Here is a 23,035-nt window from a genome sequence, read left to right as displayed (position 1 = left end):
TATTGCTACGGGCGCACGCGCTTTCAAGCGGGCAGGTAGCCCTCGAACGTGACGTTATCGGCCAGTTTGCGTGCGGCAGCCTCTTCCATACTTGTCCGTATGGTCCAGCAAAGCACAGGCACGCCCTGAGCCTTGAGGGCCGCGACGTGAGGGCTTGCAAGGTCGCTCGCCTGATGGCTGATGAAGCCTGCGCTTGTGCGAGTGAAATCGGGGATGGGCACTAGCTCTGCAAGGCGGGCCTTGGGGATTGTGGTCCAATCCTTCGGGTCATAGTTGCAAGTGGTGAGTCCACGGGGAATATGCGGCGCGAGCTTGGCCAGAGCAGCGACGGCATGGGGATTGAACGACATCAGCGCTACATCGCCTGCGTAGCCCGTAAGCGCCTTGACTGCGGCCTCTTCGAGCGGGCCGACATTGGGGCCAAGCGCGCCGTCTTGGTCCTTGATCTCTATGAGCAGAGGCGCACGGCCTGCGACCAGAGCAAGGGTTTGGGCCAATGTCGGGATACCCTCTTGGCCACCTGTGAGGGGAATTTGGCCGAGTTGGTGGGCTGTGCGCTGCGCCACTGCGCCTTTTTCCCCTGTGAGGCGCTCGAGTGAATAATCATGAAAGACCATTGCCACGCCATCGGCTGACATCTGTAAATCAAGCTCGATGCCATAGCCGTTCGCTATGGCGGCATCGAAAGAGGCGAGGCTGTTCTCGGGGACGCCATTGGCAAGGTCATGCAGCCCGCGATGGGCTATCGGGGCTGCAAGGAAACTTGCGGGCAGGGGGGCTTGCTGCATTATTTTATCTCGAAGATGCCTTCGATCTCTACGGCAACGCCGAGCGGCAGGGAAGCCGCAGAGACAGCCGAGCGTGCGTGGCGGCCGATGTCGCCAAGTGCTTCGACCATGAAATCGGACGCGCCGTTGATGACTTTGGGCTGGTCTGTGAAATCTGCTGTCGAGTTTACGAACCCGACGAGCTTTACAACACGCACGAGGCGGTCAAGGTCGCCATCGCAAGCAGCTTTCAGTTGTGCCAGCAGGCTGAGCGCGCAAGTGCGGGCGGCGGCTGCGCCGTCTTCTGTGCTCATGTTGTCACCGAGTTTGCCGAGGATGAGGCCATCGGAACCGTTGGATATCTGGCCCGAGACATAGACGGTGTTACCTGTAACGACGAAGGGCACATAGTTGGCCGCAGGTGCGGGGGCCGCGGGCAGGGTGATGCCCATCTCGGTGAGGCGTTGTTCGAGTTTGCTGCTCATGGTGTATCTCCTGAAAATGGCGAGTCGGGGTGAGGCTAGCGGGAAACGCGCCGGGCCGATACGGCAAAATGAGCGTGCTATTCGCGGAAGGCTTGTTCGAAATAATCCCAGAACGGTTTGATCAGATAGTCCATCGGGCTTTGTTCGGATGTGAGGATGAAAGCCTCGGCGGGCATACCGGGAATAAGCGCGGCTCCTTCGGGGAGCTTGCCGAGTTCGCCTTCCTTGAGAGCAATCTCGGCGCGGTAATAGGAAGCCCCGCTGGCGTCATCGGTGAAAGCATCGGCCGAGACCCTGACCACCTCGCCGAAAAGCTCGGGGGTGCGGCGCTGATCAAGGGCGGAAAAGCGCAGGTTAACGCTTTGGCCCGTGTAGATTTTATCGACATGGATTGTCGGAACTTGTGCTGCGATAACAAGAGGGCGGTCTTGTGGAACGATGTAAAGCACGGGCTCGGCTGCGCGAATAACGGAGCGGGGCGTATTGACGGTGAGGCCATAGACGATGCCTGAGGCGGGCGCCTGAATGGACAGGCGCGAGAGCCGCTCGGAGAGAGAGGTGCGCCGTTCGCGGAATTCGAGCTCCTGGACACGCAGGTCGCGCAGCTGGGAAATGGCGTCTTCGCGCAAGGAGCTGGTGAGCTTGAGGCTTTCGATATCCAACTCGGTGGTGCGGCCTTGGGCTTGTGCTTTGCTGGCGCGCAATTCGCCAACCTCGCCCAGCAGGCGCGCTTCCTCGCGGCGCAGTGACAGCACGCGGGAGGCTTGTGCAAGCCCACGCTCTAAAAGGCTGCTCTGGGCTTCGAGCTCTTCGCCTATGAGCGCGACTTGAAGTTCGAGCGCCTCGGTTTGGGCTTCGATACCTCGTATTTGATCGCCGATTTGTTCGCGTTGTTTGGCGAGTTGGTCGCGCTGCTGGGTGATGCTTTCGTTGCGGGCCTCAAAGAGCCGCCGCTGGCCTTCCATCAGATCAGCGACCTCGCTTATTTGCGGGGCGAGTGTGACGAGTTCGGGATCAAACGCCAGATCTGTAAGCGCATCGCGCTCCGCCTGAAGGCGGGCGCGGCGGGCCATCAACTCGAAGAGTTGGCTTTCAACGATGTTGAGCTCGGAGGTGAGCGTTTTGCTGTCAAGGTTGATCAGCACTTGACCGGCTGTGACACGGTCGCCCTCCTGAACCATAAGTTCAGCTACGACTCCGCCGTCAGGGTGCTGGACGATCTGGCGGTTTTGCTCGACTTCAACACGCCCTGAGGCCACGATAGCGCCCGCGAGCGAGCTGAATACCGACCAGCCACCGAATCCGCCGACAAGCAGGGCCAATGCGAATAAACCAACGAAAACAGGCATTCTGACCGGCCATTTGCGGCGCATTTCGGCCTGCGCCTCTTTGGCAGCACAAGCGGGTGTGCGAGCGGGCAAGGTCTGGACGCTGTGGGCGAGAGCCGTCTGGTCGGGGGCGGCTTTTCTCTCGGTGCTCATGGCTTGTTGTCCCCCGTGATCGAGCCGCCTTTGCCCGCATTTTTGCCGATCTCGGCGTGGTTTTGCACCATACGGCGCAGCACCTCTTCTTTGGGCCCATAGGCCAGCGCGCGGCCATCTTCGAGCATGAGCAGCATGTCGCACTCTTCAATCGCTGCAGGCCTATGCGCCATGATTAAAACGGATTTCCCCTCGGTGCGAAACGCGGCGATGGCGCGGTTGAGCGCTTGGCTGCCGTCATTGTCGAGGTTGGAATTGGGCTCATCGAGGATAAGCAGAACAGGGTCGCCATACATGGCGCGGGCCAAGCCGATGCGCTGGATCTGGCCGCCAGAAAGCCGCCCGCCATTGGTGGAGACTTTGGTGTCGTAGCCATCGGGCAGCTTGACGATCATGGCGTGGGCATCGGCGCGCTTGGCGGCCGCCACGACGGCGGGAGCATCGGGCGTGGGCGAGAGGCGGGCGATGTTTTCGGCGATAGTGCCATCAAATAATTCGACCCTTTGGGGCAGGTAGCCGATCAGCTCGCCCAGCACGCTTGGATCGTATTGATCGAGCGCGGCGTTATCGAGCCGGATTTTACCGCCGGCAGGCCGCCATGCACCTGTGAGGGCGCGCGCAAGAGTTGATTTGCCAGAGCCCGATTTGCCGATGACGCCGACGGCCTGACCGGGCTTTACGGTAAAGTTGACCATTTTGAGCGAAGCCTGAGACTCGCCGGGGGGGACGACCGTGGCTTGAGAGACCTCAAGCGAAGCTTGAGGGCGCGGAAGGGGCATGCGAGCGGCTTCAGGCGGAACTTCGGACAAAAGCTGTGCAAGAGTTTGCCAGCCTTTGCGCGCACGGGCGAAGAGCGGCCATTGGCCAATGCTCATCTCGATCGGGGCAAGGGCGCGCCCCATGAGGATGGAGCCGGCGATCATGGCGCCAGGGGTCAGCTCGGCTTGCAGCACCAGATAAGCGCCAAGACCGAGCATGGCCGATTGCAAAAGCAAACGGAAGGTTTTGCCTGCGGTGGAAAACGTGCCGCCCAGATCGGCGGCGTGCAGGTGCTCTTCCAGCGAGGCCGCCCGCGCTTTTTGCCAGCGTTGGAAGGCGGCCTCGCGCATGCCCATGGCCTGAATCATCTCGGCCTCGGAGCGCAACTGTTCGGACATGATTTCGGCTTTGGCGACAGCGCGGTTGGCGCGGATCAGCGGGCGGCGTGTTGTCAGTTGGTTGCTGAGTGTGATGGTGACAAGAATTGCTCCGCCGATGAGGGAGAGGATGCCAAGCCACGGATGAAACAGGAAGATGCCAAAAATGAAAAGGGGTGTGAACGGCAGATCAAACAGAGCCATAAGCGCGGGAGAGGTAAGCAGGCGCTGCACCGCCTCAAGATCCCGAAGGGCAAGTGCGCTTTCATCGCGCACGCCGAGCGCATTTTTGCGGATGACTGCATCAAATACCCTTTTGTCGAGACGGGATTGGAAGCGCGCGCCGACGCGGGCCATGATCCGGCCACGGGCGTAATCGAGCAGGCCCATCATCGTGTAGAGAAAAACCACAAGGAGGGTGAGGGCCACCAGAGTGGCCACGGAACGCGAGCCAAGCACGCGATCGTAAACCTGCAACATATAGAGCGGGCCAGTGAGCATCAGCAGATTTACGAATGCACTGAAAAGACCCGCCGCCCAAAACAGAAAGCGCGACTCCCGCCGCGCGGCGCGCAACTCATCAAGACCTTTTTGCAAGTTTGGTGCTTTCATGGGCTCTTTTTCAGGCTAAGTTCTTTATAATTACTTTTTTCCCAAAAAATCGCGCGGGTTCTTGCGCATTTGTTGGTATCTGCTGTTTCCAAACTGCCACATATTAGCAATAACCCTCATAGAACCTTGGGCTTTGGGCCGCAATAACATAGATCAGACAGAGTTTTTTGGGAGGATGCTTTGAAAGCAAGGCTTTTTAAACCATTTGCAGTTGTTTCGATGCTTGTGCTGGCGTCGGGGTGCACGCATCCTGATGCGGGGCATGACCCTGCCTTGCCATTTGATCCTTATGAGCAAACCAACCGCGACAATCACGAGTTCAACCGCGCGGTTGACCGCGCGCTTCTGCGCCCTGCGGGCAAAGGTTATGTCGCAATCATTCCGAGGCCTGTGCAGAAGGGTGTGAGCAATTTTTCATCAAACCTGTCTTTGCCCGGCACGATTGTAAACAATGTTCTGCAAGGGCGTTTGGGTGAAGCAAGCCAGAACACACTGCGTTTCGCGCTGAACACCACGATTGGTATTGGCGGCGTGTTTGACCCTTCAACAGAGTTCAAACTTTATGAAGCCAAGGCCGACTTTGGTGAAACTCTGGCTGTCTGGGGTGTGCGGGAGGGCGCATTTGTCGAATTGCCGTTGCTGGGCCCGTCGACAGAGCGGGACGCTGTGGGCAAGGTTGTCGATCTTTTCACCAACCCGCTGACCTATATGGTACAGAGCCCCGAGAAATATTACGGGACAGGTGCCTCAGTTGCGTCGCGCCTTGGGGATCGTGGAACATACGGCGACACGATTGATTCCATCCTTTATGAAAGTGCGGACAGCTATGCGCAGGCCCGCACGATATATTTGCAAAACCGCCGTTTCGAACTGGGTGAGGCTGTGCCTGAAGACCAGTCCAACGATCCGTTTGACCTTAATACCGAGGGGTTCTAGCCATGACTTTTATGACACGCCGCCATTCCATGAAGCTTCTCGCCGCAACCGGCCTGACGCTTGCCTTTGCTCCAACGGCCACTTTGGCCTTGTCCGAAGGTGAGGCAAAAGCGCTTGTCGACAAGCTTGTTGGCGAAATCAACAGGGTGATCGCCTCGGGCAAATCCGAAAGCGCGATGTATGGTGACTTCGAGCGTATCTTTGCACGTTATTCCGACACGTCCTATATTGCGGCCTATACGCTGGGCAACGATGGCCGCCGTGCCAGTTCTGCGCAGAAGAAGGCCTATTCCGCCGCTTTTGAAACCTATGTGTCACGCAAGTATGGCCGTCGCTTCCGCGAGTTTATCGGCGGGCGTCTTGAAGTGACGGGTGTGAAGCAGGTGAAGAAGTGGTTCGAGGTGAGCGCTGTCGCCTATCTGAAGGGGCAAGCGCCGTTTGAGGTAACCTTCCTTGTTTCGGACCGTTCCGGAGGCCACAAGTTTTTTAATCTCTACATTGAAGGCATCAATATGCTTCTGACCGAACGCACAGAGATTGGCTCGATGCTTGATAAGCGTCGCGGTGACATTGATGCGCTGATTTCTGATTTGAAACAGATCAGCTAGCCACTGGTTTGCCTTTCTCGGACTTGCTATGTGTGGCGTCGAAACGGGCGGCTGGACGCCTGTATGTGAGGTATCTATGCGTAACTTTTTAAGTGCGGCACTGGCCGTTGCAATTCTGGCAGCACCGCTCGCAGCCGAGGCGAAATGTGGCGGAAAGTTCTCTGATTTTGTCAGCGATATGAAAAACGAGGCGCGTGCCAAGGGCTATGATGCGGCGACTGTCGATAGCTTCTTTGCGAATGTGCGCCCTGACAGCAAAGTTTTGAAAGCGGATCGCTCACAAGGTGTTTTCCAGCTCGATTTTACCAGCTTCGCACGCAGGCTCATTTCAAGCGGCCGCCTCAATAATGCGCGCAGCAATGGTCAGAAATACGACGGAATTTTCGACCGTATGGAGCGTGACTATGGTGTAAGCCGCGGGGTGCTTCTGGCATTTTGGGCGTTTGAGACGGATTTCGGCTCGTATCAGGGTGATTTCAATACACTCAATGCGCTGATGACACTCAGCCACGATTGCCGCCGGCCCGAGTTGTTCCGGCCACAGGTTTTTGCGGCGCTTGAGTTATACAGGCACGGCGATTTTAGCCCGACCAAGACAACAGGCGCTTGGGCCGGTGAAATCGGCATGGTGCAGATGCTCCCGCAGGATATTATCGACAACGGTGTCGATGGTGACGGTGACGGGCATGTGCTTTTGAAAACCTCGCCGGCAGATGCGCTTTTGAGCGGGGCCAAAATGCTCAAACACCTCGGCTGGCGTGCGGGCGAGCCCTGGTTGCAGGAAGTTGCTGTGCCTGAAAATATGGATTGGTCCAAATCGGGGTTGCGCACGCAGATCAAGGCTTCGGACTGGGCCAGGATGGGGGTAAAGCCTCGCCACGGCAAGCTTGCCGGAAACCTGCCTGCCTCGCTTATTCTGCCACAAGGGCGCAAGGGGCCTGCCTTTTTAGCTTATCCGAACTTTCGCGTATATTTTGAGTGGAACCAGAGCTTTACCTATGTTTTGACGGCTGCTTACTTTGCAAACCGTATTGAAGGCGCACCCGTTTTTAACGCGGGGAACCCCGAGCGCGGGCTTGGCGGAGGCGATTTGAAAGTGCTTCAGGAAAAGCTGACGCGCAAAGGCTATGATGTTGGCAAGATTGACGGAATTTTGGGCGCGGGCACGCGCGCCGCGGTGCAGGACATGCAACAAAAGCTTGGCCTGCCAGCTGACGCATGGCCCACGCGTCAGCTGCTTAACCGGCTTTAGAGCTTAGCTCGCTGCGGCAAAGCCTGCATCGAGCGCTGTCAGCATCACCTGCACATCATCACTTGTGAGCACGAGGGGTGGCGAAAGGATGACGTTTGGCCCCGAAATGCGCACCATCGCGCCGTTTTGGTAGGTGGTTTCTTGCAGCGTGGCGATCGGGCCTTTGCCTATTGGGGTTTTGCTGGCGCGATCTGAAACAAGCTCCATCGCACACATGAGGCCATGCCCGCCGCGCACATCGCCGATCATCTCATACTTCTCGTGCAGCGCTTGCAGGCCTGAAAAAAGCTCGGCTCCGCGCGCGGCGGCGTTTTCATTGACCTTGAGGCGCTTTGTCTCGGCCAGACAAGCCAGTGCGGCAGCAGCGCCGACAGGGTGCCCTGAGTAGGTATACCCGTGCCCGATGGCGGCCTTGCCTGTTTTGTCTTGTTCGAACACTTGCACAACGTCATCGGCGATCATGACCGCGCCGAAGGGGAAGTAACCGTTGGTGATGGCTTTGGCCGTGCACATGAAGTCGGGTTTCACGCCCCAGTGGCGGCTGCCTGACCACGAGCCAGTGCGGCCAAAGGCGGTGATGACCTCGTCAGCAATGAGCAGGATGCCGTTGCGCGTGCAGATGTCGCGCACGCCGGGCATGAAGCTTTCATGGGGCGGAATAACACCGCCCGCACCAAGCACAGGCTCCATGATGAAGGCCGCGATTGTGCCCGCGCCTTGGAAGGCGATCTCGTCTTCCAGCGCGGCCAGGCAGAGTTGCGCGAGCTTTTCCGGGTCTGTTTCGTTAAACGGGTTGCGGTAGGTGTAGGGGGCTGGGATGTGGAAGCAACCTGCCAGCAGCGGCTCGTAAGCGGTGCGGAAGTTCGCGTTGCCGTTCACGGAAGCGCCGCCAAAGTGTGTGCCGTGGTAACCTTTCTTCAGAGAAAGGAACTTGGTGCGCGCGGGCTCGCCCTTCACTTTGTGATACTGCCGCGCAAGCCTCAGGGCTGTTTCGACGGAGTCAGAACCCCCTGATGTATAGAACGCGCGGGTGAGGCCGTCGGGCGCAAAGAAATCGCGCAGCTCTTCTGAGAGCTCGATGACGGCATCGTTTGTCGTACCGCGGAAGGTCGAATAATAAGGCAGCTGCTCAAGTTGGGCTGCGATGGCATCCTTGATAGGCTGGCAGGAGAAGCCGAGGTTCACGTTCCAGAGCCCGCCAACGCCGTCTACAACTTCGTGACCGTCGACATCTGAAATCCGCACGCCCTGCGCACCCGTCACGATTGTGGGCGGATTGGCAAGGCTGTCGGCGGGATGCGCCATTGGATGCCAGAGCGAGCGGGCGTTCTTTTCCTTGAGGAAATTACTGTCTTTCATGTCGATATCCTTTCAGTGGGAGTGCGGGCAGGACTAGTTCTTGCAGAACAGCTTCATAGGCGCGGGCATTCATTCGGCGGCCTCCCTTTGGGTGTAACTCGGCGGAAGAAAGCCGCCCATGAGCCGTGTGAGGCGTGGGCCGGATTCGAGCAATGCGGCGCGGATAGCCTCACGTAGTTCGGGTGTCATGCGCGCGGCGGGGGCGGCTATTGCCACCGCGCCAATGCAGGCTTGGCGCGCGTCGAAAAGTGGAACTGCATGGGTATGCACATCGGTTTCAAAGGCGCTAATGGCTTCAGCGAGGCCTGTTGTGCGCACGTCAGCCATTTTGGCGGCGAGCATCTTACGGTCTGTCAGTGTGCTGGCGGTATATGCCTCGAGCGTGTGCTCCAGCGCGTTTTTTGCAAAGGCCGGATCGGAGAAGGCGAGCACGGCATGACCCGAGCTTGTGGCGTGAAGCGGCAGAATTTCTGCATCATCCATAGTGACCTGTAATCCGTGCTGGTGCGCATAGGCATAGGCGATGGTGCTGAGCATTATACCATTGAGGAGTGAGACATGGGCTGTTTCGCCTGTCTGGGCGGCGAGTTCGTCGACAACGCTTTGGGCCAGATCGCGCATTGGCACTGTGGCTTCGCGCAACGCGGCGAGGCGTAAAAAGGCGGGACCGAGGCGGTACTCACGGCTGGAATTGGCCTGCTCGACGAATCCTGCAGCCTGAAGCTCGGTGAGCATACGGTGCGCTGTTGTCTTGTTCATTCCTGCGAGGCGAGACATCTCGCTCAGCCCGATCAGGCTTCGGGAGCGGCTGAAAAAACTCAACAATGAAAGGGCTTTGGACACAGTTCCCATGGGTTTCCTTTTGGCCGTAATAGCTGCGTTCTCAGTTTGAAGAAGGGCTGGCCCTACTTCACATGTTAAAGGTGTTGACAGACTCGGCATGGCTCTGTCAATCTGTTTTAGAACCAACGGTTCAAATAATGAACCATACGAACAGGGAGAATAAGATGATAGGTAACAAACTTCTCGGCGGAGCCTTGGCTCTTACGATGGCGGCAACGGGCGGGGTGGCTCTTGCTGAATATCCTGAAAAACCGGTGAGCTTTATTGTGCCGTTTCCTCCGGGTGATCTGGAAGATGTGCTGACCCGGATGATTGCAGAAGATTTTCAAAATGAATATGGTGTCTCGGCGGCTGTGGTAAACAAGCCCGGCGGTGGTGGCGGACCTTTCCCCGGTGCTATCGACGTAGCGATGGCACCAGCGGATGGTTACACTATCGGCTCTTTTGTGATCGGCGTGCCTGTCGTGGGTCATGCTATCGGCATCGACGAGTTGACACCCGCGAAGTTTGACCCGCTGGGGATATTCCTTACCTATCCTTTCGTCATCGCAACGAGCAAAGATGCGCCCTATTCGACCATGGAAGAGCTGGCAGCCTATGCGAAAGAGAACGAGGTTGCGCTCGGCCACTTTGGCGACCCGCTGACACCGACGCAGGTGACAAAGGCCATGGCTGTGAACCAAGGCTTTGAATGGGGTTCGGATGCAGCGTTTGATGCCCTTGATTGCAATACGCTGGCTTCGGGTGATGCAGATGTGATCAACACAACTTTGCAGCTCATTTTGCCCTGTCTTGACGATGTGCAAGTGCTTGTCTCGATCACCGACGAACGTATCAGTCTTGTGCCTGACGCGCCGACAGCGGGGGAGATTGATCCTGAATTGAACATTGCGCTTTGGAATGGTCTGTTTGTTCATAAAGACACGCCTGCGGATGTGCGCGAAAAGATTATCGCTGTTGCCGAGAAAACTGTGATGAGCGAGCGCGCACAGAATGTAGCCAAGGAAACCGGCGCGCTTGTTTATTGGCAAGGTGCTGATGACTCGGCGGCCCGTGTGGCACGGAACATTGAAACTGTTGGCAAAATCCAGGGGCTTTTGGAGTAAGCCGATACCAGCAGGCTGGGCGGTTGTTTGCGCCCGGCCTTTCGGTGTCTTGAGGATGGATATGAGCAAAGATCGCAGTGAAGAAATCCGCCGTTTTGAGGGGCCGTTGAGGGGGCAGGCGTTGTTTGCGATTGTCTTTCTCGTGGCTTCGACTTTGCTTTTGAGCCAGATCGGTAGTGAGACCAAATGGGCCAAGGGCACACAGTTTTTCGCCCAACCGCGCTTCTGGCCTGCTGTGTCGCTTGTTGGAATGGTGCTGTTTGGCGGGCTGCATTTATGGAAGCTTCCACGCCGCGGGTTTCAGCGGGTTGATGTGACAGAGTGGAAAACATGGTTTTTCGCGATCGAATATGTGCTCTGGTTTCTGACTTATGTGTTGCTTGTGCCGATCCTTGGCTACCTGCCTATGACCATCGCGCTTATGCTCGCGCTTTGTTACCGCCTTGGGTATCGCACACGATTGATGCTTTGGGTGGCCGTGGTGTTTGCCGTGGCGGTTGTGGTGTTGTTCAAGTCATTCCTGAGCGTCAATATTCCGGGTGGGGCAATCTATGAATACCTGCCTGGTGCCTTGCGCTCTTTTTTCATCCTGAACCTTTGAGGCGCGCATGGACCTGATACTCTCAAGCCTCGAAATTCTGGCCCGCTGGGATGTAATGATTGCGCTGCTTGTCGGTTCCATCGGTGGTGTCCTGATCGGGGCGATCCCCGGTGTCGGGCCTGCCGTTGCCATTGCCATTTTGCTGCCTGCGACCTTCAGTATGGACCCTATTGTTGGGCTTACAGTTCTCTTGGGCATCTATGGTAGCTCCATGTATGGTGGTTCGATCCCTGCGATCCTGATCAACACACCCGGCACAGCTGTGAATGCGCTGACGACCTATGACGGCTACCCCATGACAACACGGGGCGAGGCGCGACGGGCTTTGAGCCTTGCCTATTCCTCGAGCTTTTTTGGCGGAGTGTTCTCTGTCATCTGCCTCATTCTCTTTGCGCCAGTGTTGGCGAAGATCGCGCCAATGTTCGGGAGCCGTGAGATATTTCTCGCGGCCTTGCTGGGGATTATCCTTGTGGTTGTTGCCCACCGCGGACAAAGCCTGATTGCGGCGGCGCTCGCGTGTTTCGGGATATTCCTGCACACGGTCGGGCTTGAACCTGTTAAATATTCCAAGCGCTTTACCTTCGATCAGTCGTGGTTGTCTTCTGGTGTTGATCTCATTGTTGTCGTGCTTGGCCTTTTTGCCATTTCCCAAGCAATTTTCCTGCTTCAAGGGCAGGATGAGAAAATCCGTATGACAAAGCTGCGCGGCGGGCTGTTTCAGGGGATGCGCGAGTTGGCGCGGCATCCTCGGGTTGCCACTGTTTCGGCCAGCCTGGGCGTGCTTATGGGGATGATCCCCGGTGTTGGCGAATTTACCGCGCAGTTCCTTAGCTACACCTATGCGCAGCGCTCCTCGGAGCGGCCTGACGACTTTGGTCATGGCGCGAGCGAAGGATTGATCGCGGCAGAGACTTCGAACAATGCGGTGCCGGCGGCGGCAATGGTCCCGCTGCTTGCGCTTGGTATACCGGGAGAGGCGCTGACGGCGATGATGCTCTCGGTGTTTTATGTGCACAATGTCGTGCCCGGGCCTGCGCTATTTCAGAACGATATGGATTTTGTCGTGGCGCTTTATCTGGCGCTTCTCATTCTCAATGTGCTGGTGCTGATCTTCCTATTGTTTGCCACCAACCAACTCATCAAAGTTGTCAAAATTCCCAATCGCTTTCTTGGTGCGGCAATCCTCACGCTGAGTTTTGTGGGCGTTTACAGCTTGCGTAACTCTTTTACCGACTGCCTCATAGCGGCGTGCTTTGGTATCTTCGGTTTTGTGTTGAAGCGGCTTAGCTTGCCCGCTGTGCCGATCGTGCTTGGCATGGTCCTTGGCGGTATCATGGAAGTGAAGCTGCGCGCAGGTATGGCGCGGGTGAAAACACCTTTTGATTTTATCGACCGCCCCGTGGCGATGATCTTGTTTATCATGATCCTCGGGGTGCTTCTTATTCACTTCCGCCGCGTCTGGCAGGAACGTAAATCGCTCAAGGAGGCCAAATGGCAAGCCAAGCACAGATCGACGAGCTTCGCCGCGCAGATGTCGCGCCGCAAAGACTATTTATTGACGGAACGTGGCAAGAGGCTGCGGGAGAAGCGCTCGAAATACGCTCCCCGATTGACGGACAAAAACTCACGACGATAGAGCGCGCAACGGTTGCTGATGTAGACCGTGCTGTGGCTGCGGCGCGGCGCGCTTTTGAAGACGGGCGCTGGCGCGATATGTCGCCTGCGGGGCGCAAGAAAGTGCTGCACAAGATTGCCGATCTGATCGAGCAATATGCGCTTGAGCTGACAGTGCTTGGCGTGCGTGACAACGGCACGGAATTTAACATGGCTTTGAAAGCCGAAGCCGGCTCGGCTGCGGGAACCTTCCGCTACTATGCCGAGGCCGTCGACAAGATTTATGGCGAGGTTGCTCCGACGGCCCCAGACGTGTTGGGCCTTGTGCATCATGCGCCTGTGGGAGTTGTCGGCGCGATTGTGCCCTGGAACTTCCCCTTGATGATTGGCGCGTGGAAGCTTGCGCCTGCGTTAGCCACCGGTAACTCTGTTGTCTTGAAGCCCGCCGAAACGGCTTCACTTTCGCTTTTGAGGCTGGCCGAGATTTGCGCCGAGGCTGGCCTGCCTGATGGTGTGCTTAACGTGGTCACAGGGCAAGGCTCTGTGACGGGCGAGGCGCTGGCGATGAGCCATGGTGTTGATGTCTTGGTTTTCACCGGTTCGGGCGGTGTGGGCCGTCGCTTGCTGGAATATTCAGCGCGTTCAAATCTGAAACGGGTTTATCTCGAACTTGGGGGCAAGTCGCCAAATGTGGTCTTTGCAGATGCGCCTGACTTGGAGCTTGCGGCGAAGGTTTCGGCGATGGGTATTTTCCGCAACTCGGGGCAGGTTTGTGTGGCGGGGTCGCGGCTCTTGGTCGAGCGTTCGGTGCATGACGAATTTGTGGCGCTGTTGGGCGCGGAGGCCGAGAAGCTCAAAGTGGGTGATCCGCTTGATCTTGGAACGCATATAGGCGCGGTGAATTCTATTCCGCAGCTTGAGGGCAACCTTGGCTTTGTTGAAAAAGCCTTGGCCGAAGGCGCGGAAGTTGCCACGGGTGGTGAACGCATCCTGGAGGAAACGGGCGGTTATTACATGGCTCCGACGATCCTGACAGGCGTTGAGCGCGAGCATAATGTATTCCAGAACGAGGTCTTCGGACCTGTGCTTGCTGTGACGGCGTTTGATACAGATGCCGAAGCGGTGAGCCTTGCCAACGGGACGGATTATGGCCTGTCGGCGGGTGTCTGGACCAGCAACCTGAGCCGCGCGCACCGTATGGTGCATGGCATTCGCGCAGGGATTGTCCATGTGAACACCTATGGTGGCTCGGACAACACGGTGCCTTTGGGCGGCGTCAAACAGTCGGGCAACGGGCATGACAAATCGCTCCATGCGATCGACAAATATGTGGATCTGAAAACGGCGTGGATCCAGCTTTGAGTCTTGAGCGCGCAGCAAAGGCGGCGGCGATCTGGGGGTTTGAAAACCCCAGGATCACGCTTGCGGCGGCGCGGGAGAATACGGTTTATCGCTTGAATTCGGCATATGCGCTGCGCCTGCATCGTGTGGGGTATCGCAGTGCAGAAGAGCTTGGCCACGAACTTGCGTGGATTGCAGCGATGAGGGAAGCAGGGCTACCCGTGCCGCGGCCTGTTGCCTTGCTTGACGGCGGATTTGTTGCTGTGGTTGATGGCCAGTTTGTGAGCGTGATTACTTGGCTTGAAGGCGCGCCTTTGGGCGATCCTGGCGAGATTAACAACGTGGCCGACAGGCCGGCGTTCTGCCATAAGCTGGGGGCAACGATGGCGGATTTGCACGCGGCTTGCGATGCGTGGCAACCACTTGTGGGGTTCACCCGCCCTGCATGGGACCGCGCAGGCCTCCTAGGCGATACGCCGCTTTGGGGCCGCTTTTGGGAACACCCTGATCTGAGCCTTTCTGAGCGCGATCTGCTTTTGGCTGCGCGGGCGAAGGCGGATGAGGTGTTGGCCAAAGGGGAAGGCGTGCTTGATTATGGCCTTATACATGCAGACCTTGTGGGCCAGAATGTGATGTGGGACGGAGCCAATGTTGGTCTCATTGACTTTGACGACGGCGGTTACGGCTTTCGCATATTCGAGCTTGCGACATTCCTTTTACGGTTTATGGACAAGCCTGATTACCCTGATCTGCGCACGGCTTTGTGCGAGGGCTACAGTGCGCGAGCCGAGGTTGCCTCCGCCGATCTTGACCTGTTTCTGATGCTGCGCGCTTTTACTTACCCCGGTTGGTTTATGGACAGGGCGGGCGAGCCAAACACCGCAGCGCGTTCGGCAAGGGCCACTAGAGCCGCACTTAAGCTGGCGCAGGCGTTTATGGAGAGATGAGATGAGCCAAGACAAAACAATCCTCATTGTGGGCACATATGACACAAAGAATGAAGAGCTCGGCTATCTGGCAGAGTGCATCCGCGGCCAAGGCGGGCATGTGGCCACTATGGATGTGAGCGTGCTTGGCGAGCCGTCGGAGCCGACGGATTATTCCAAACATGAGGTAGCCGAAGCGGGCGGAAGTTCCGTTGCTGCCGCAATCGGCGCGGGGGATGAGAATGTTGCGATGCAGATTATGGCTGATGGTGCGGCGGGGCTTGCCCTTAAGCTTTTTCGCGCGGGCAAGTTTGACGGGGTGATCGTGCTTGGCGGCTCTATGGGCACGGACCTCGCGCTTGATGTCTGCGCGGCCCTGCCTTTGGGAGTGCCGAAGTATGTTGTCTCGACCGTTTCTTTCTCGGCCATGCTACCGCCTGAGCGTCTTGCGCCCGATATCCAGATGATCTTGTGGGCAGGAGGGCTTTACGGGCTGAACTCTGTTTGCAAATCGTCGCTGTCCCAAGCGGCAGGGGCCGTTCTGGGGGCCGCGCGCGCTGTGGAAGCGCCGAAGTGGGAGAAGCCGCTGATTGGCATGACGTCTTTTGGCAAAACCGTGCTGCGCTATATGGTGGCGCTCAAGCCCGCTCTTGAAGAACGCGGATTTGAAGTGGCGGTGTTTCACGCCACAGGAATGGGCGGACGGGCCTTTGAAGGGTTGGCTGCGGAGGGCGCTTTTGCCGCTGTGATGGATTTTGCGCCGCAGGAAGTGACGAACCACCTTTTTGGCTCCAACATTACAGCAGGCGCTGACCGCCTCACCAACGCGGGGCGCAAGGGCATTCCACAACTGTTTGCGCCGGGCTGTTATGATTTGGTGGATTTTGTCGGTTGGCAAGCGCCGCCTTCCCGGCTTGAGGGCTATGAAACCCATGCGCATAATCGCTTGCTGACGTCTGCTATGATTGCGGCGAAGGACCGTGCCGAAGTTGCTCAAGTGATCTGTGAAAAGCTGGCGGAGGCCACAGGGCCAACCGAGGTGATCCTGCCGTTGCAGGGGTGTAACGAGTGGGATCGTGCGGGAGAGCCACTACACGACGCCGAGGGGCTGCGTGTATTTATGGAGGCAATGCGCAAGCATATGCCAGACAACGCCAACCTGCATGAACTTGACTGCCATATCAATGATCTGGCGTTTGGCGAGGCGGTGTTGGCGATCTTTGACAAATGGGTCGCAGAGGGCGTGGTGAAGCGCTAATCTCACCCCATGGAATGGCGTGACACAGGAATATTGCTGGCCGTGCGGCCCCATGGCGAAAGCAGCGCCATTCTGGATGTGCTCACCCCCGAGCGCGGCCTGCATGCGGGCGTTGTCCGCGGCGGGGCAAGCCGCAAGATGGCTCCTATTCTGCAACCGGGTGCTCAGCTTGATCTGGTTTGGCGCGCGCGGTTGGAAGAACATATCGGCAGCTTTACCGCCGAGCTGATCCGTTCGCGTTCGGCTGTCGTGATGAATTCGCGGCTGGCTTTGGCGGGGCTCAACACGGTTACAGCCCTGTTGCGCTTTTCCTTGCCTGAAAGGGAAGTGCACTTACCGCTTTACCGGCGCACCGAGGCTTTGATGGACCTTCTGGGGCAGGATGAGCTTTGGCCGCTTGCCTACCTCAAGTGGGAGTTGGCTTTGCTTGAGGAGTTAGGCTTTGGTCTCGATTTGACATGCTGTGCCGTGACCGGTGCAAAAGAGGGGCTGGTTTATCTCTCGCCGAAGACGGGGCGTGCCGTGACAGCAGACGGCGCGGGAGCTTGGGCGGCAAAGCTTTTGCCGCTGCCGCCTGTTTTGCTGGGCGAAGGTGAGGCCAGTGACGAAGATATCGCCGCCGGCCTGCGCATTACCGGATATTTTCTGGCCGAACACCTTGCGCCGGAACTCGGCTCAAAGCCTCTGCCCGATGCACGCGGGCGGTTTCTGGCGGTGTTCGAGCGGCATCTTACTCGGCTTTGAAGATCATTTCACGGCCTGCATCATTGCTTAACACCAGCGTGTTGCCGGAAATATCTGTTCGGTTCATTTCGTTGAGCGCAGAGAAGAACTGCCCCTCGGCTTCAAGATCCTGACAGGCCATTTTGGTTGAGGCGACCATGCCAGCATCAAACTGCGGATAAGGTGCCTTCATTTCGCCGAAATAACGGTTGCAAGGGGCTTGGCCTGCAACTTTGCCTGCTTCAGGAAAAGTGAGCGTGGCGCGGGCACCAAAGGCTTTGCCATCAATCGCTTCCAGCTTCCAGATTGTGTCGGGCCCGCTGTAACCGCTCCCGGCTTTTTCTGGCTGACAGGCAGGCAGGGTGGCAAGGGCAGGTATAAGCAGGAGAGCGTATAGGCTGTTTTTCATAATCTTGACCTGTATTTCATCTTACGGGCCTATCTAAGCGCCAGTATTAAATCCACAAGTGAGGTGAGCGCATTCTTGCCAAGTGTTTCATCATTGTCGGGGAGGGTTTCAATGCCGACCATGGCTGCATAAAGGGCGCATGCCAAATCAGGGTTGCCGACACCACAGCGTTTGAGCAAGGTCGTAAGATACTTCAGCCGGGCCTTGTCGATATGGGCAACCGCTTTGGCAACGGAGGTATCCGTCCGGGCCCAGGCCCGAACGGCGGCAGAATTGGTGTTGCCTTTGGAAGACTGAACAAACCTCTGCAAAGTTGCGACAGCGGTGTCTTTTGTTTCAATCTCTGCCACAAGCCCGTTAAGCGCCTGCTGTTCCCAATGCGTGAGCATGTGGGTGTGGAAGGCTGGGACGTCTTTGAAGTGCCAATAAAACGAACCCTTAGTCGTGTCGAGTGTGCGTGCCAAGGCCTCTGCCTTGAGGGCGGCGGGCCCGTGATCAATGAGGGCGTGGAAGCCCGCGGCGATCCAGTCATCTTTGCTCAAGCGTTTGTTTTTCATACCGTGACCCTACGCAGGCGTAGGGCATTTGCCAAGTGAGGCTGTGAGTCGCTAGAAAAGCCGTGAGGGATAGACGCTTTTCCGCGTCAGCATTTTTGCCACAATAGGGATTCTTCGCATGTTTGCGGGGGTATGCAGGCGGAATCTCGCGTGTTAGCTTAAGGGCAATATAATAAAAAAAGAACGAGGCAGGCAGTATCGATGGAAACGGGCTTTAAAGGCACGTTTGTCATTTCCTGGCCGCAAACAAAAGTAGACGGGTTGGCGCAAGCGCCAGTGGCAGACCTGAGCGTTGGGGCAACGTGGTCTTGGCAGGGAGACGCTGTGCGCGTTGACGGGCCATCTGAACTTTTGCGGTTGGAGCAGACAAGCGACGAGACAAACCTCCGGCGCCGCGCGGCACGTATGGTGCACAGGCTGGTGGGAGCCGCTGTTAGCGAAACATCTGATCTGGATGCGGTTGAAGGGTTGGACGGCCTGAGAGACAACAGTTTTGTCGTGACCGACGGGTCGCGCAGCTACACAGTTACGCTGATAGACATTGGCAACGGGGCGCAACCTTTGCTTATGTTTGTCGATCAACTTCCGCCGAAAAACCACGACCTATGGGTTGTTCACCAAAGCTTCGAGCCGGCACGCCAGAGTGCCGAAGGCCCTGATGCGGGGGGCGTGATTTGTTTTACGCCGGGAACGCGGATCAACACATCTGATGGCCCCCGCGCGATTGAAACGCTGCGGCAGGGCGATCTGGTTTTGACCAAAGACAATGGCGAGCAGGAAATTCAATGGATCGGACAACGGCGCATGTCGGGCGCACGGCTGTTTGCGATGCCAAGGTTGCGGCCGATCCGCTTTCGGTCGGGCTCGCTCGGGATTGAGCGGCCTGACGAGGAGCTTGTGGTTTCACCCGAGCACAGGATGCTGGTGAAAGGCGCTGTGGCGCGGGCGCTGTTCAATACCGATGAGGTGCTGGTGCGGGCCAAGGACATGTTGAATGATCATAACGTGGTGATCGACAGTCAGCTGAAGGAGGTGACGTATGTACACCTCCTGTTGCCGAAGCACCAGATTGTCTGGGCCAATGGCGTTGAGACAGAGAGCTTTCACCCGGCCAATACGGCGCTTTCGACACTGAGTGACGAAGACCGCGAAACGCTTTTGGCGATGCGGCCTGATTTTGAAGTGCAGCCCGAACGCTACGGTGCATTCGCGCGGCGCAATCTTTCGGCTTCGGAAGCAGCGATTCTCAACCACGAGGCGGCTTGATCTGATTGTGTGGCTGATGGCGCAAGACTTCAGTGCCTCCGAACCCCGCAGCCCTGCCCACAAGGCGAGGGAACTCTTTGGTGGGCCGCCCCAGTCAAATGAGTGCCGCGGGTTTTGCTGGAGTAGCGTTTAGGTGTTTTTGAACAGAAAAAGCAGGGGTTTGCGCTTGACTCGCGAGGACGTGCAGATATAAGCGCGGCTTCATTGGTGTTGGTGGCCCTCGCAAGAGCCAGCCTGTCGGGAGAAATCCAGAGGACAACGCCCTTCATAGTGGCCTATATGAGGCCTCGTTTTTAGAAGGAAATCAGCTGTGACCAAACGCACATCTGCCAAGTACAAAATTGACCGCCGCATGGGCGAAAACATTTGGGGCCGCCCCAAATCACCAGTTAATCGCCGTGAATATGGCCCCGGCCAGCACGGCCAGCGCCGCAAGGGCAAACTGTCTGACTTCGGTCTTCAGCTGCGCGCCAAGCAGAAGCTTAAGGGTTACTACGGCGACCTGACAGAAAAGCAATTCCGCCGCATCTTTAAAGAAGCTGAACGTGTTAAAGGCGATACAGGCGAGAACCTGATTGCATTGCTTGAGCGCCGCCTCGACGCGGTTGTTTACCGTGCCAAGTTTGTAGCAACAGTTTTCGCGGCCCGCCAGTTTGTGAACCACGGCCATGTCCGTGTGAACGGCAAAAAGGTGAACATTCCTTCATACCGCGTTAAAGAAGGTGACGTAGTTGAAGTGCGTGACCGTTCAAAGCAAATGGTTGCTCTTCTGGAAGCTACACAACTCGCAGAGCGCGATGTGCCTGACTACATCGATGCAGATCACTCAAAGATGACAGCGACATTCGTGCGCGCACCAGGCCTTGGCGATGTGCCATATCCTGTTGTGATGGAACCGAACCTCGTCATCGAATATTACGCACAGAACTAAGCGCGCGTATTTCGCATGAGCTTATGGAAGGGCTGTGGCGGGATACCGCTGCGGCCCTTTTTCTTTGCTGGCTTGCCTTTGCAGCAGCTTGTATGACCCTTGAGCACTTGGGAGACTAAAATGAGCCTTACACCGCAATCAGGCATCATGAATATCGCGCTTTATGAGGGCGGAAAGTCCAGTATCGCCGGACGTTCCGACGTTTTGAAGCTGTCTTCAAACGAGAACCCTTTGGGCCCGCCGCCTTCTGCTAAAGCCGCGATATTGCTGGCGGTCAGCGAGGTCTATCGCTATCCTTCAACTGACCATGCAGAGCTGCGCGATGCGATTGGTAAGGCTTACGGGCTTGAGCCGGAGCAAATTATTTGCGGGGTCGGATCTGACGAAGTTTTGCAGTTTGTCTGTCAGGCCTTTGCCGGGGAAGGTGACGAGATCATCCATACCGAGCACGGCTTTTCGATGTATCCGATTTTAGCGCATATGGCGGGGGCAACGCCTGTGAACGTGGCCGAGACCGAGCGGGTTGTGAGTGTGGATAACATCCTTGCAGCCGTGACGGATGCGACACGGATTGTGATGTTGGCGAACCCTGCGAACCCGACGGGAACCATGCTGCCCGAGGGCGAACTTGAGCGACTGGCACGGAACCTGCCCGAGAGCGTCATTCTGGTGATCGACGGTGCTTATACGGAATATGCCGAAGGCTATTCCGGTGGTGCCGAGCTTGCCCGCACAATGCCCAATGTGTTGATGACACGGACTTTTTCAAAAGTGTATGGCCTTGGCGGCTTGCGCATTGGCTGGGGCTATGGCGCGCGTGGGATGATTGATGTGATGACGCGGATCAGGCAGCCGTTTAACCTATCAACCATACAGCTTGCGGCAGCGAAAGCGGCTGTGGAAGATCAGGATTGGGTGCCCGCCTGCACGGCTTTGAACGCGGCTCAGCGCGCGCGATTGACGGGCGCTTTGCGCCAGCTGGGCGTGGCTTGTGACGAGAGCTTTGCCAACTTTGTGCTGGCGCGGTTTTCGGATGAAGCAGAAGCTAGTGCGGTGGATTTGGCCCTGCAAGGCGAGGGCATACTGGTGCGGCGGGTCACGGGATATGGCTTTCCTGAAGGATTGCGGATGACTGTGGGCGACGAAGAACAAACGGGCCGTTTGATTGCGGCGCTGACGAAATGGCGGGAGGGGCAAGCATGAGCCAGACTTACGACAAGGTTGCTCTGATCGGACTGGGGCTGATTGCCTCTTCGATGTATTGGGCAATGAAACGCGAGGGCCTGGCGGGCGAGGTGCGCGGCTATGCGCGCTCAAGCGAGACCCGTGATGTGGCGCGCGAGATCGGGCTGTGCGATAGTGTTTGCGACAGTGCGGCCGAGGCTGTGAGAGACGCGGACCTTGTGGTGCTTTGTGTGCCCGTGGGCGCGATGGGCGCTGTGGCCGAGGAGATTGCTCCGCATTTAAAGGCTGGCGCGACTGTGAGTGATGTGGGCTCTGTGAAGAAGGCAGTTATTGAGGCTGTTGGCCCCTATCTGCCTGATAACGTGAACTTTATTCCAGCACACCCTTTGGCGGGGACAGAGCATTCCGGCCCGGGATCGGGCTTTGCGGAGCTGTTTGACAACCGTTACACCCTGCTTGTGCCTGCTCAAAACACGCCGCAGAAGGCTGTGCAAAAGCTGCGTGAGCTTTGGGAAGGGATTGGCGCGAAGGTTGAGGAAATGGACGCGGAGCACCACGATCTGGTGCTGGGTGTGACCTCTCATGCGCCGCATTTGATTGCTTATACCATGGTCGGCGTGGCGGATGACTTGCGCCGAGTGACGGACAGTGAAGTGATCAAATATTCGGCAGCGGGTTTTCGGGATTTTACCCGAATTGCAGCCTCTGACCCGACGATGTGGCGCGATGTTTTTCTGAACAACAAAGAGGCCACACTGGAAATTCTGGGGCGCTTTACCGAGGAGCTTTTTGCGCTGCAAAGGGCGATCCGCACGGGCGACGGGGACTTGTTACATGCGTATTTTACCCGCACTCGCGCGATCAGACGCGGGATTATCGAGGCTGGGCAGGATACGGATGCGCCAGATTTCGGAAGGGTTAAGAAATGATTAAGAAACTCGCTAGTGTTTTGTTTTTGATATGTTTTGCGTCATCCTGTTCATTGGCGGGTGGATCGAAAAGTTCCAAGAGGGCCGAATCGCGCGCTGCGGGGGCGGCTGTGACAGGGGGAATGATCTGTGGTGATCCTTCTATTATCGGCGAAGTTGTCGGCGATGTTCCCGGTAAGCTTAAGGGCTGCGGGATTAACGACGCGGTAAAGGTCCGAGCGGTGAGCGGTGTGGTGTTGAGCCAAGGGGCTGTTGTTGAATGTGAAACGGCTAAGGCTTTGAAAACATGGCTCGATACGGGCGTGAAACCAGCCTTTAGCGGCGTTGGTGGCGGCATATCCAAGCTGAGAGTTGCGGCGCATTATTCTTGCCGCACGCGCAACCACAAAAAGGGCGCAAAAATCAGCGAACACGGCAAGGGCCGCGCGATTGATATTTCGGGCTTCACCACGAAAGATGGTAATGAATACAGTGTCTTGAGTGACTACGGTAAGGGCAAAGCCGGCAAGGCGATCCGGCATTCCCATAAGGCGGCTTGCGGGCCGTTCGGCACAACACTTGGGCCGAAATCGGACGGTTACCACGAGGACCATTTGCACATGGATACGGCGCGGTATCGCAGCGGGACGTATTGCAGATAAAATGGTTAATGCCCTCTGATTCCAGGGGGGTGATTAGCGTGCACAATGCGTGCACAAAGCGTGCACCGC

At 57.3% G+C, this 23,035-nt stretch carries 23 protein-coding genes; 15 read left to right on the top strand and 8 right to left on the bottom strand.

Going from position 1 to position 23,035, the window contains the following annotated elements; genetic code table 11:
* Window positions 1-23: 23 nt before the first annotated feature.
* The 4 genes from OE750_RS08280 to OE750_RS08265 form a co-directional block, all read right to left on the bottom strand.
* The gene (locus tag OE750_RS08280; protein WP_263763421.1) at window positions 24-788 is read right to left on the bottom strand and encodes a glycerophosphodiester phosphodiesterase family protein; all 765 of its coding nucleotides are present in this window, start codon (window positions 786-788) and stop codon (window positions 24-26) included.
* Window positions 788-1,252: a RidA family protein gene (locus tag OE750_RS08275; protein WP_263763419.1), complete on the bottom strand. Its 465-nt coding sequence runs from the start codon at window positions 1,250-1,252 to the stop codon at window positions 788-790. Before OE750_RS08275 ends, OE750_RS08280 begins: the two co-directional genes overlap by 1 nt.
* 77 nt (window positions 1,253-1,329) lie before the next feature.
* Complete coding sequence (locus OE750_RS08270; RefSeq protein WP_263763734.1) at window positions 1,330-2,625, bottom strand: HlyD family type I secretion periplasmic adaptor subunit; 1,296 nt, start codon at window positions 2,623-2,625, stop codon at window positions 1,330-1,332.
* Between the two features lie 104 nt (window positions 2,626-2,729).
* Complete coding sequence (locus tag OE750_RS08265; RefSeq protein ID WP_263763417.1) at window positions 2,730-4,481, bottom strand: type I secretion system permease/ATPase; 1,752 nt, start codon at window positions 4,479-4,481, stop codon at window positions 2,730-2,732.
* A 219-nt stretch (window positions 4,482-4,700) separates the two neighbouring features.
* Between OE750_RS08265 and OE750_RS08260 the strand changes: the two genes are divergently transcribed.
* The 3 genes from OE750_RS08260 to OE750_RS08250 all read left to right on the top strand — a co-directional run bounded on the left by OE750_RS08260 (window position 4,701) and on the right by OE750_RS08250 (window position 7,277).
* A complete protein-coding gene (locus OE750_RS08260) occupies window positions 4,701-5,417 on the top strand; it encodes a VacJ family lipoprotein (protein ID WP_263763415.1) in 717 nt (238 codons plus the stop codon).
* A gap of 11 nt (window positions 5,418-5,428) precedes the next feature.
* Window positions 5,429-6,025 carry a phospholipid-binding protein MlaC gene (locus OE750_RS08255; protein ID WP_263763732.1) on the top strand — a complete coding sequence of 199 codons (597 nt, stop codon included), beginning with the start codon at window positions 5,429-5,431 and terminating at the stop codon, window positions 6,023-6,025.
* 76 nt (window positions 6,026-6,101) lie between these two features.
* Window positions 6,102-7,277, top strand: a complete 1,176-nt coding sequence (locus OE750_RS08250) for a lytic murein transglycosylase (RefSeq protein ID WP_263763413.1) — start codon at window positions 6,102-6,104, stop codon at window positions 7,275-7,277.
* 3 nt (window positions 7,278-7,280) lie between these two features.
* Here the strand turns inward: OE750_RS08250 and OE750_RS08245 are convergent, their stop codons facing one another.
* Together OE750_RS08245 and OE750_RS08240 are read right to left on the bottom strand one after the other, a co-directional pair.
* The gene (locus OE750_RS08245) at window positions 7,281-8,636 is read right to left on the bottom strand and encodes an aspartate aminotransferase family protein (protein WP_263763411.1); all 1,356 of its coding nucleotides are present in this window, start codon (window positions 8,634-8,636) and stop codon (window positions 7,281-7,283) included.
* A gap of 69 nt (window positions 8,637-8,705) precedes the next feature.
* Window positions 8,706-9,488 (bottom strand): IclR family transcriptional regulator, encoded by a 783-nt coding sequence (locus OE750_RS08240; RefSeq protein ID WP_263763410.1) that lies wholly within the window; start codon window positions 9,486-9,488, stop codon window positions 8,706-8,708.
* 155 nt (window positions 9,489-9,643) lie between these two features.
* On the opposite strand from OE750_RS08240, the gene OE750_RS08235 reads away from it, so the two are divergent.
* The 7 genes from OE750_RS08235 to recO all read left to right on the top strand — a co-directional run bounded on the left by OE750_RS08235 (window position 9,644) and on the right by recO (window position 17,069).
* Entirely contained in the window at window positions 9,644-10,585 is a 942-nt protein-coding gene (locus tag OE750_RS08235; RefSeq protein ID WP_412176210.1) for a tripartite tricarboxylate transporter substrate-binding protein, read from the top strand.
* Window positions 10,586-10,646: 61 nt separating this feature from the next.
* Window positions 10,647-11,186 carry a tripartite tricarboxylate transporter TctB family protein gene (locus tag OE750_RS08230; RefSeq protein WP_263763408.1) on the top strand — a complete coding sequence of 180 codons (540 nt, stop codon included), beginning with the start codon at window positions 10,647-10,649 and terminating at the stop codon, window positions 11,184-11,186.
* A 7-nt stretch (window positions 11,187-11,193) separates the two neighbouring features.
* Window positions 11,194-12,822, top strand: a complete 1,629-nt coding sequence (locus tag OE750_RS08225) for a tripartite tricarboxylate transporter permease (RefSeq protein WP_263763406.1) — start codon at window positions 11,194-11,196, stop codon at window positions 12,820-12,822.
* The gene (locus tag OE750_RS08220) at window positions 12,741-14,162 is read left to right on the top strand and encodes an aldehyde dehydrogenase family protein (RefSeq protein ID WP_263763728.1); all 1,422 of its coding nucleotides are present in this window, start codon (window positions 12,741-12,743) and stop codon (window positions 14,160-14,162) included. The genes OE750_RS08225 and OE750_RS08220 overlap by 82 nt, the downstream gene beginning before the upstream one ends.
* Window positions 14,159-15,088 carry a phosphotransferase gene (locus OE750_RS08215; protein WP_263763404.1) on the top strand — a complete coding sequence of 310 codons (930 nt, stop codon included), beginning with the start codon at window positions 14,159-14,161 and terminating at the stop codon, window positions 15,086-15,088. The genes OE750_RS08220 and OE750_RS08215 overlap by 4 nt, the downstream gene beginning before the upstream one ends.
* A 1-nt stretch (window position 15,089) precedes the next feature.
* Window positions 15,090-16,325 (top strand): Tm-1-like ATP-binding domain-containing protein, encoded by a 1,236-nt coding sequence (locus tag OE750_RS08210; protein WP_263763402.1) that lies wholly within the window; start codon window positions 15,090-15,092, stop codon window positions 16,323-16,325.
* Between the two features lie 9 nt (window positions 16,326-16,334).
* Window positions 16,335-17,069, top strand: coding sequence for a DNA repair protein RecO (gene recO / locus OE750_RS08205; RefSeq protein WP_263763400.1), 735 nt, complete (start codon window positions 16,335-16,337; stop codon window positions 17,067-17,069).
* On the opposite strand, the gene OE750_RS08200 is transcribed toward recO, so the two are convergent.
* Together OE750_RS08200 and OE750_RS08195 are read right to left on the bottom strand one after the other, a co-directional pair.
* Window positions 17,056-17,457 (bottom strand): META domain-containing protein, encoded by a 402-nt coding sequence (locus OE750_RS08200; RefSeq protein ID WP_263763399.1) that lies wholly within the window; start codon window positions 17,455-17,457, stop codon window positions 17,056-17,058. The two genes, recO and OE750_RS08200, sit on opposite strands and share 14 nt — an antisense overlap.
* 29 nt (window positions 17,458-17,486) lie before the next feature.
* Complete coding sequence (locus OE750_RS08195) at window positions 17,487-18,014, bottom strand: TetR/AcrR family transcriptional regulator (RefSeq protein WP_263763397.1); 528 nt, start codon at window positions 18,012-18,014, stop codon at window positions 17,487-17,489.
* Window positions 18,015-18,215: 201 nt separating this feature from the next.
* On the opposite strand from OE750_RS08195, the gene OE750_RS08190 reads away from it, so the two are divergent.
* The 5 genes from OE750_RS08190 to OE750_RS08170 all read left to right on the top strand — a co-directional run bounded on the left by OE750_RS08190 (window position 18,216) and on the right by OE750_RS08170 (window position 22,966).
* Window positions 18,216-19,280 (top strand): Hint domain-containing protein, encoded by a 1,065-nt coding sequence (locus OE750_RS08190; protein WP_263763395.1) that lies wholly within the window; start codon window positions 18,216-18,218, stop codon window positions 19,278-19,280.
* A gap of 310 nt (window positions 19,281-19,590) precedes the next feature.
* A complete protein-coding gene (gene rpsD, locus OE750_RS08185) occupies window positions 19,591-20,211 on the top strand; it encodes a 30S ribosomal protein S4 (RefSeq protein ID WP_263763393.1) in 621 nt (206 codons plus the stop codon).
* A 120-nt stretch (window positions 20,212-20,331) separates the two neighbouring features.
* Entirely contained in the window at window positions 20,332-21,414 is a 1,083-nt protein-coding gene (hisC, locus tag OE750_RS08180) for a histidinol-phosphate transaminase (protein WP_263763392.1), read from the top strand.
* On the top strand, window positions 21,411-22,325 hold the full coding sequence (locus OE750_RS08175; RefSeq protein WP_263763390.1) for a prephenate/arogenate dehydrogenase family protein: 915 nt from the start codon (window positions 21,411-21,413) through the stop codon (window positions 22,323-22,325). Before hisC ends, OE750_RS08175 begins: the two co-directional genes overlap by 4 nt.
* Window positions 22,326-22,435: 110 nt before the next feature.
* The gene (locus OE750_RS08170; RefSeq protein ID WP_318527989.1) at window positions 22,436-22,966 is read left to right on the top strand and encodes an extensin family protein; all 531 of its coding nucleotides are present in this window, start codon (window positions 22,436-22,438) and stop codon (window positions 22,964-22,966) included.
* Window positions 22,967-23,035: the final 69 nt, after the last annotated feature.

The organism is Lentibacter sp. XHP0401 (assembly GCF_025751535.1).
GTDB lineage: Bacteria > Pseudomonadota > Alphaproteobacteria > Rhodobacterales > Rhodobacteraceae > Lentibacter.
Note: the sequence above shows the minus strand (reverse complement) of the source record. Positions and strands in the feature narration are given on the sequence as shown.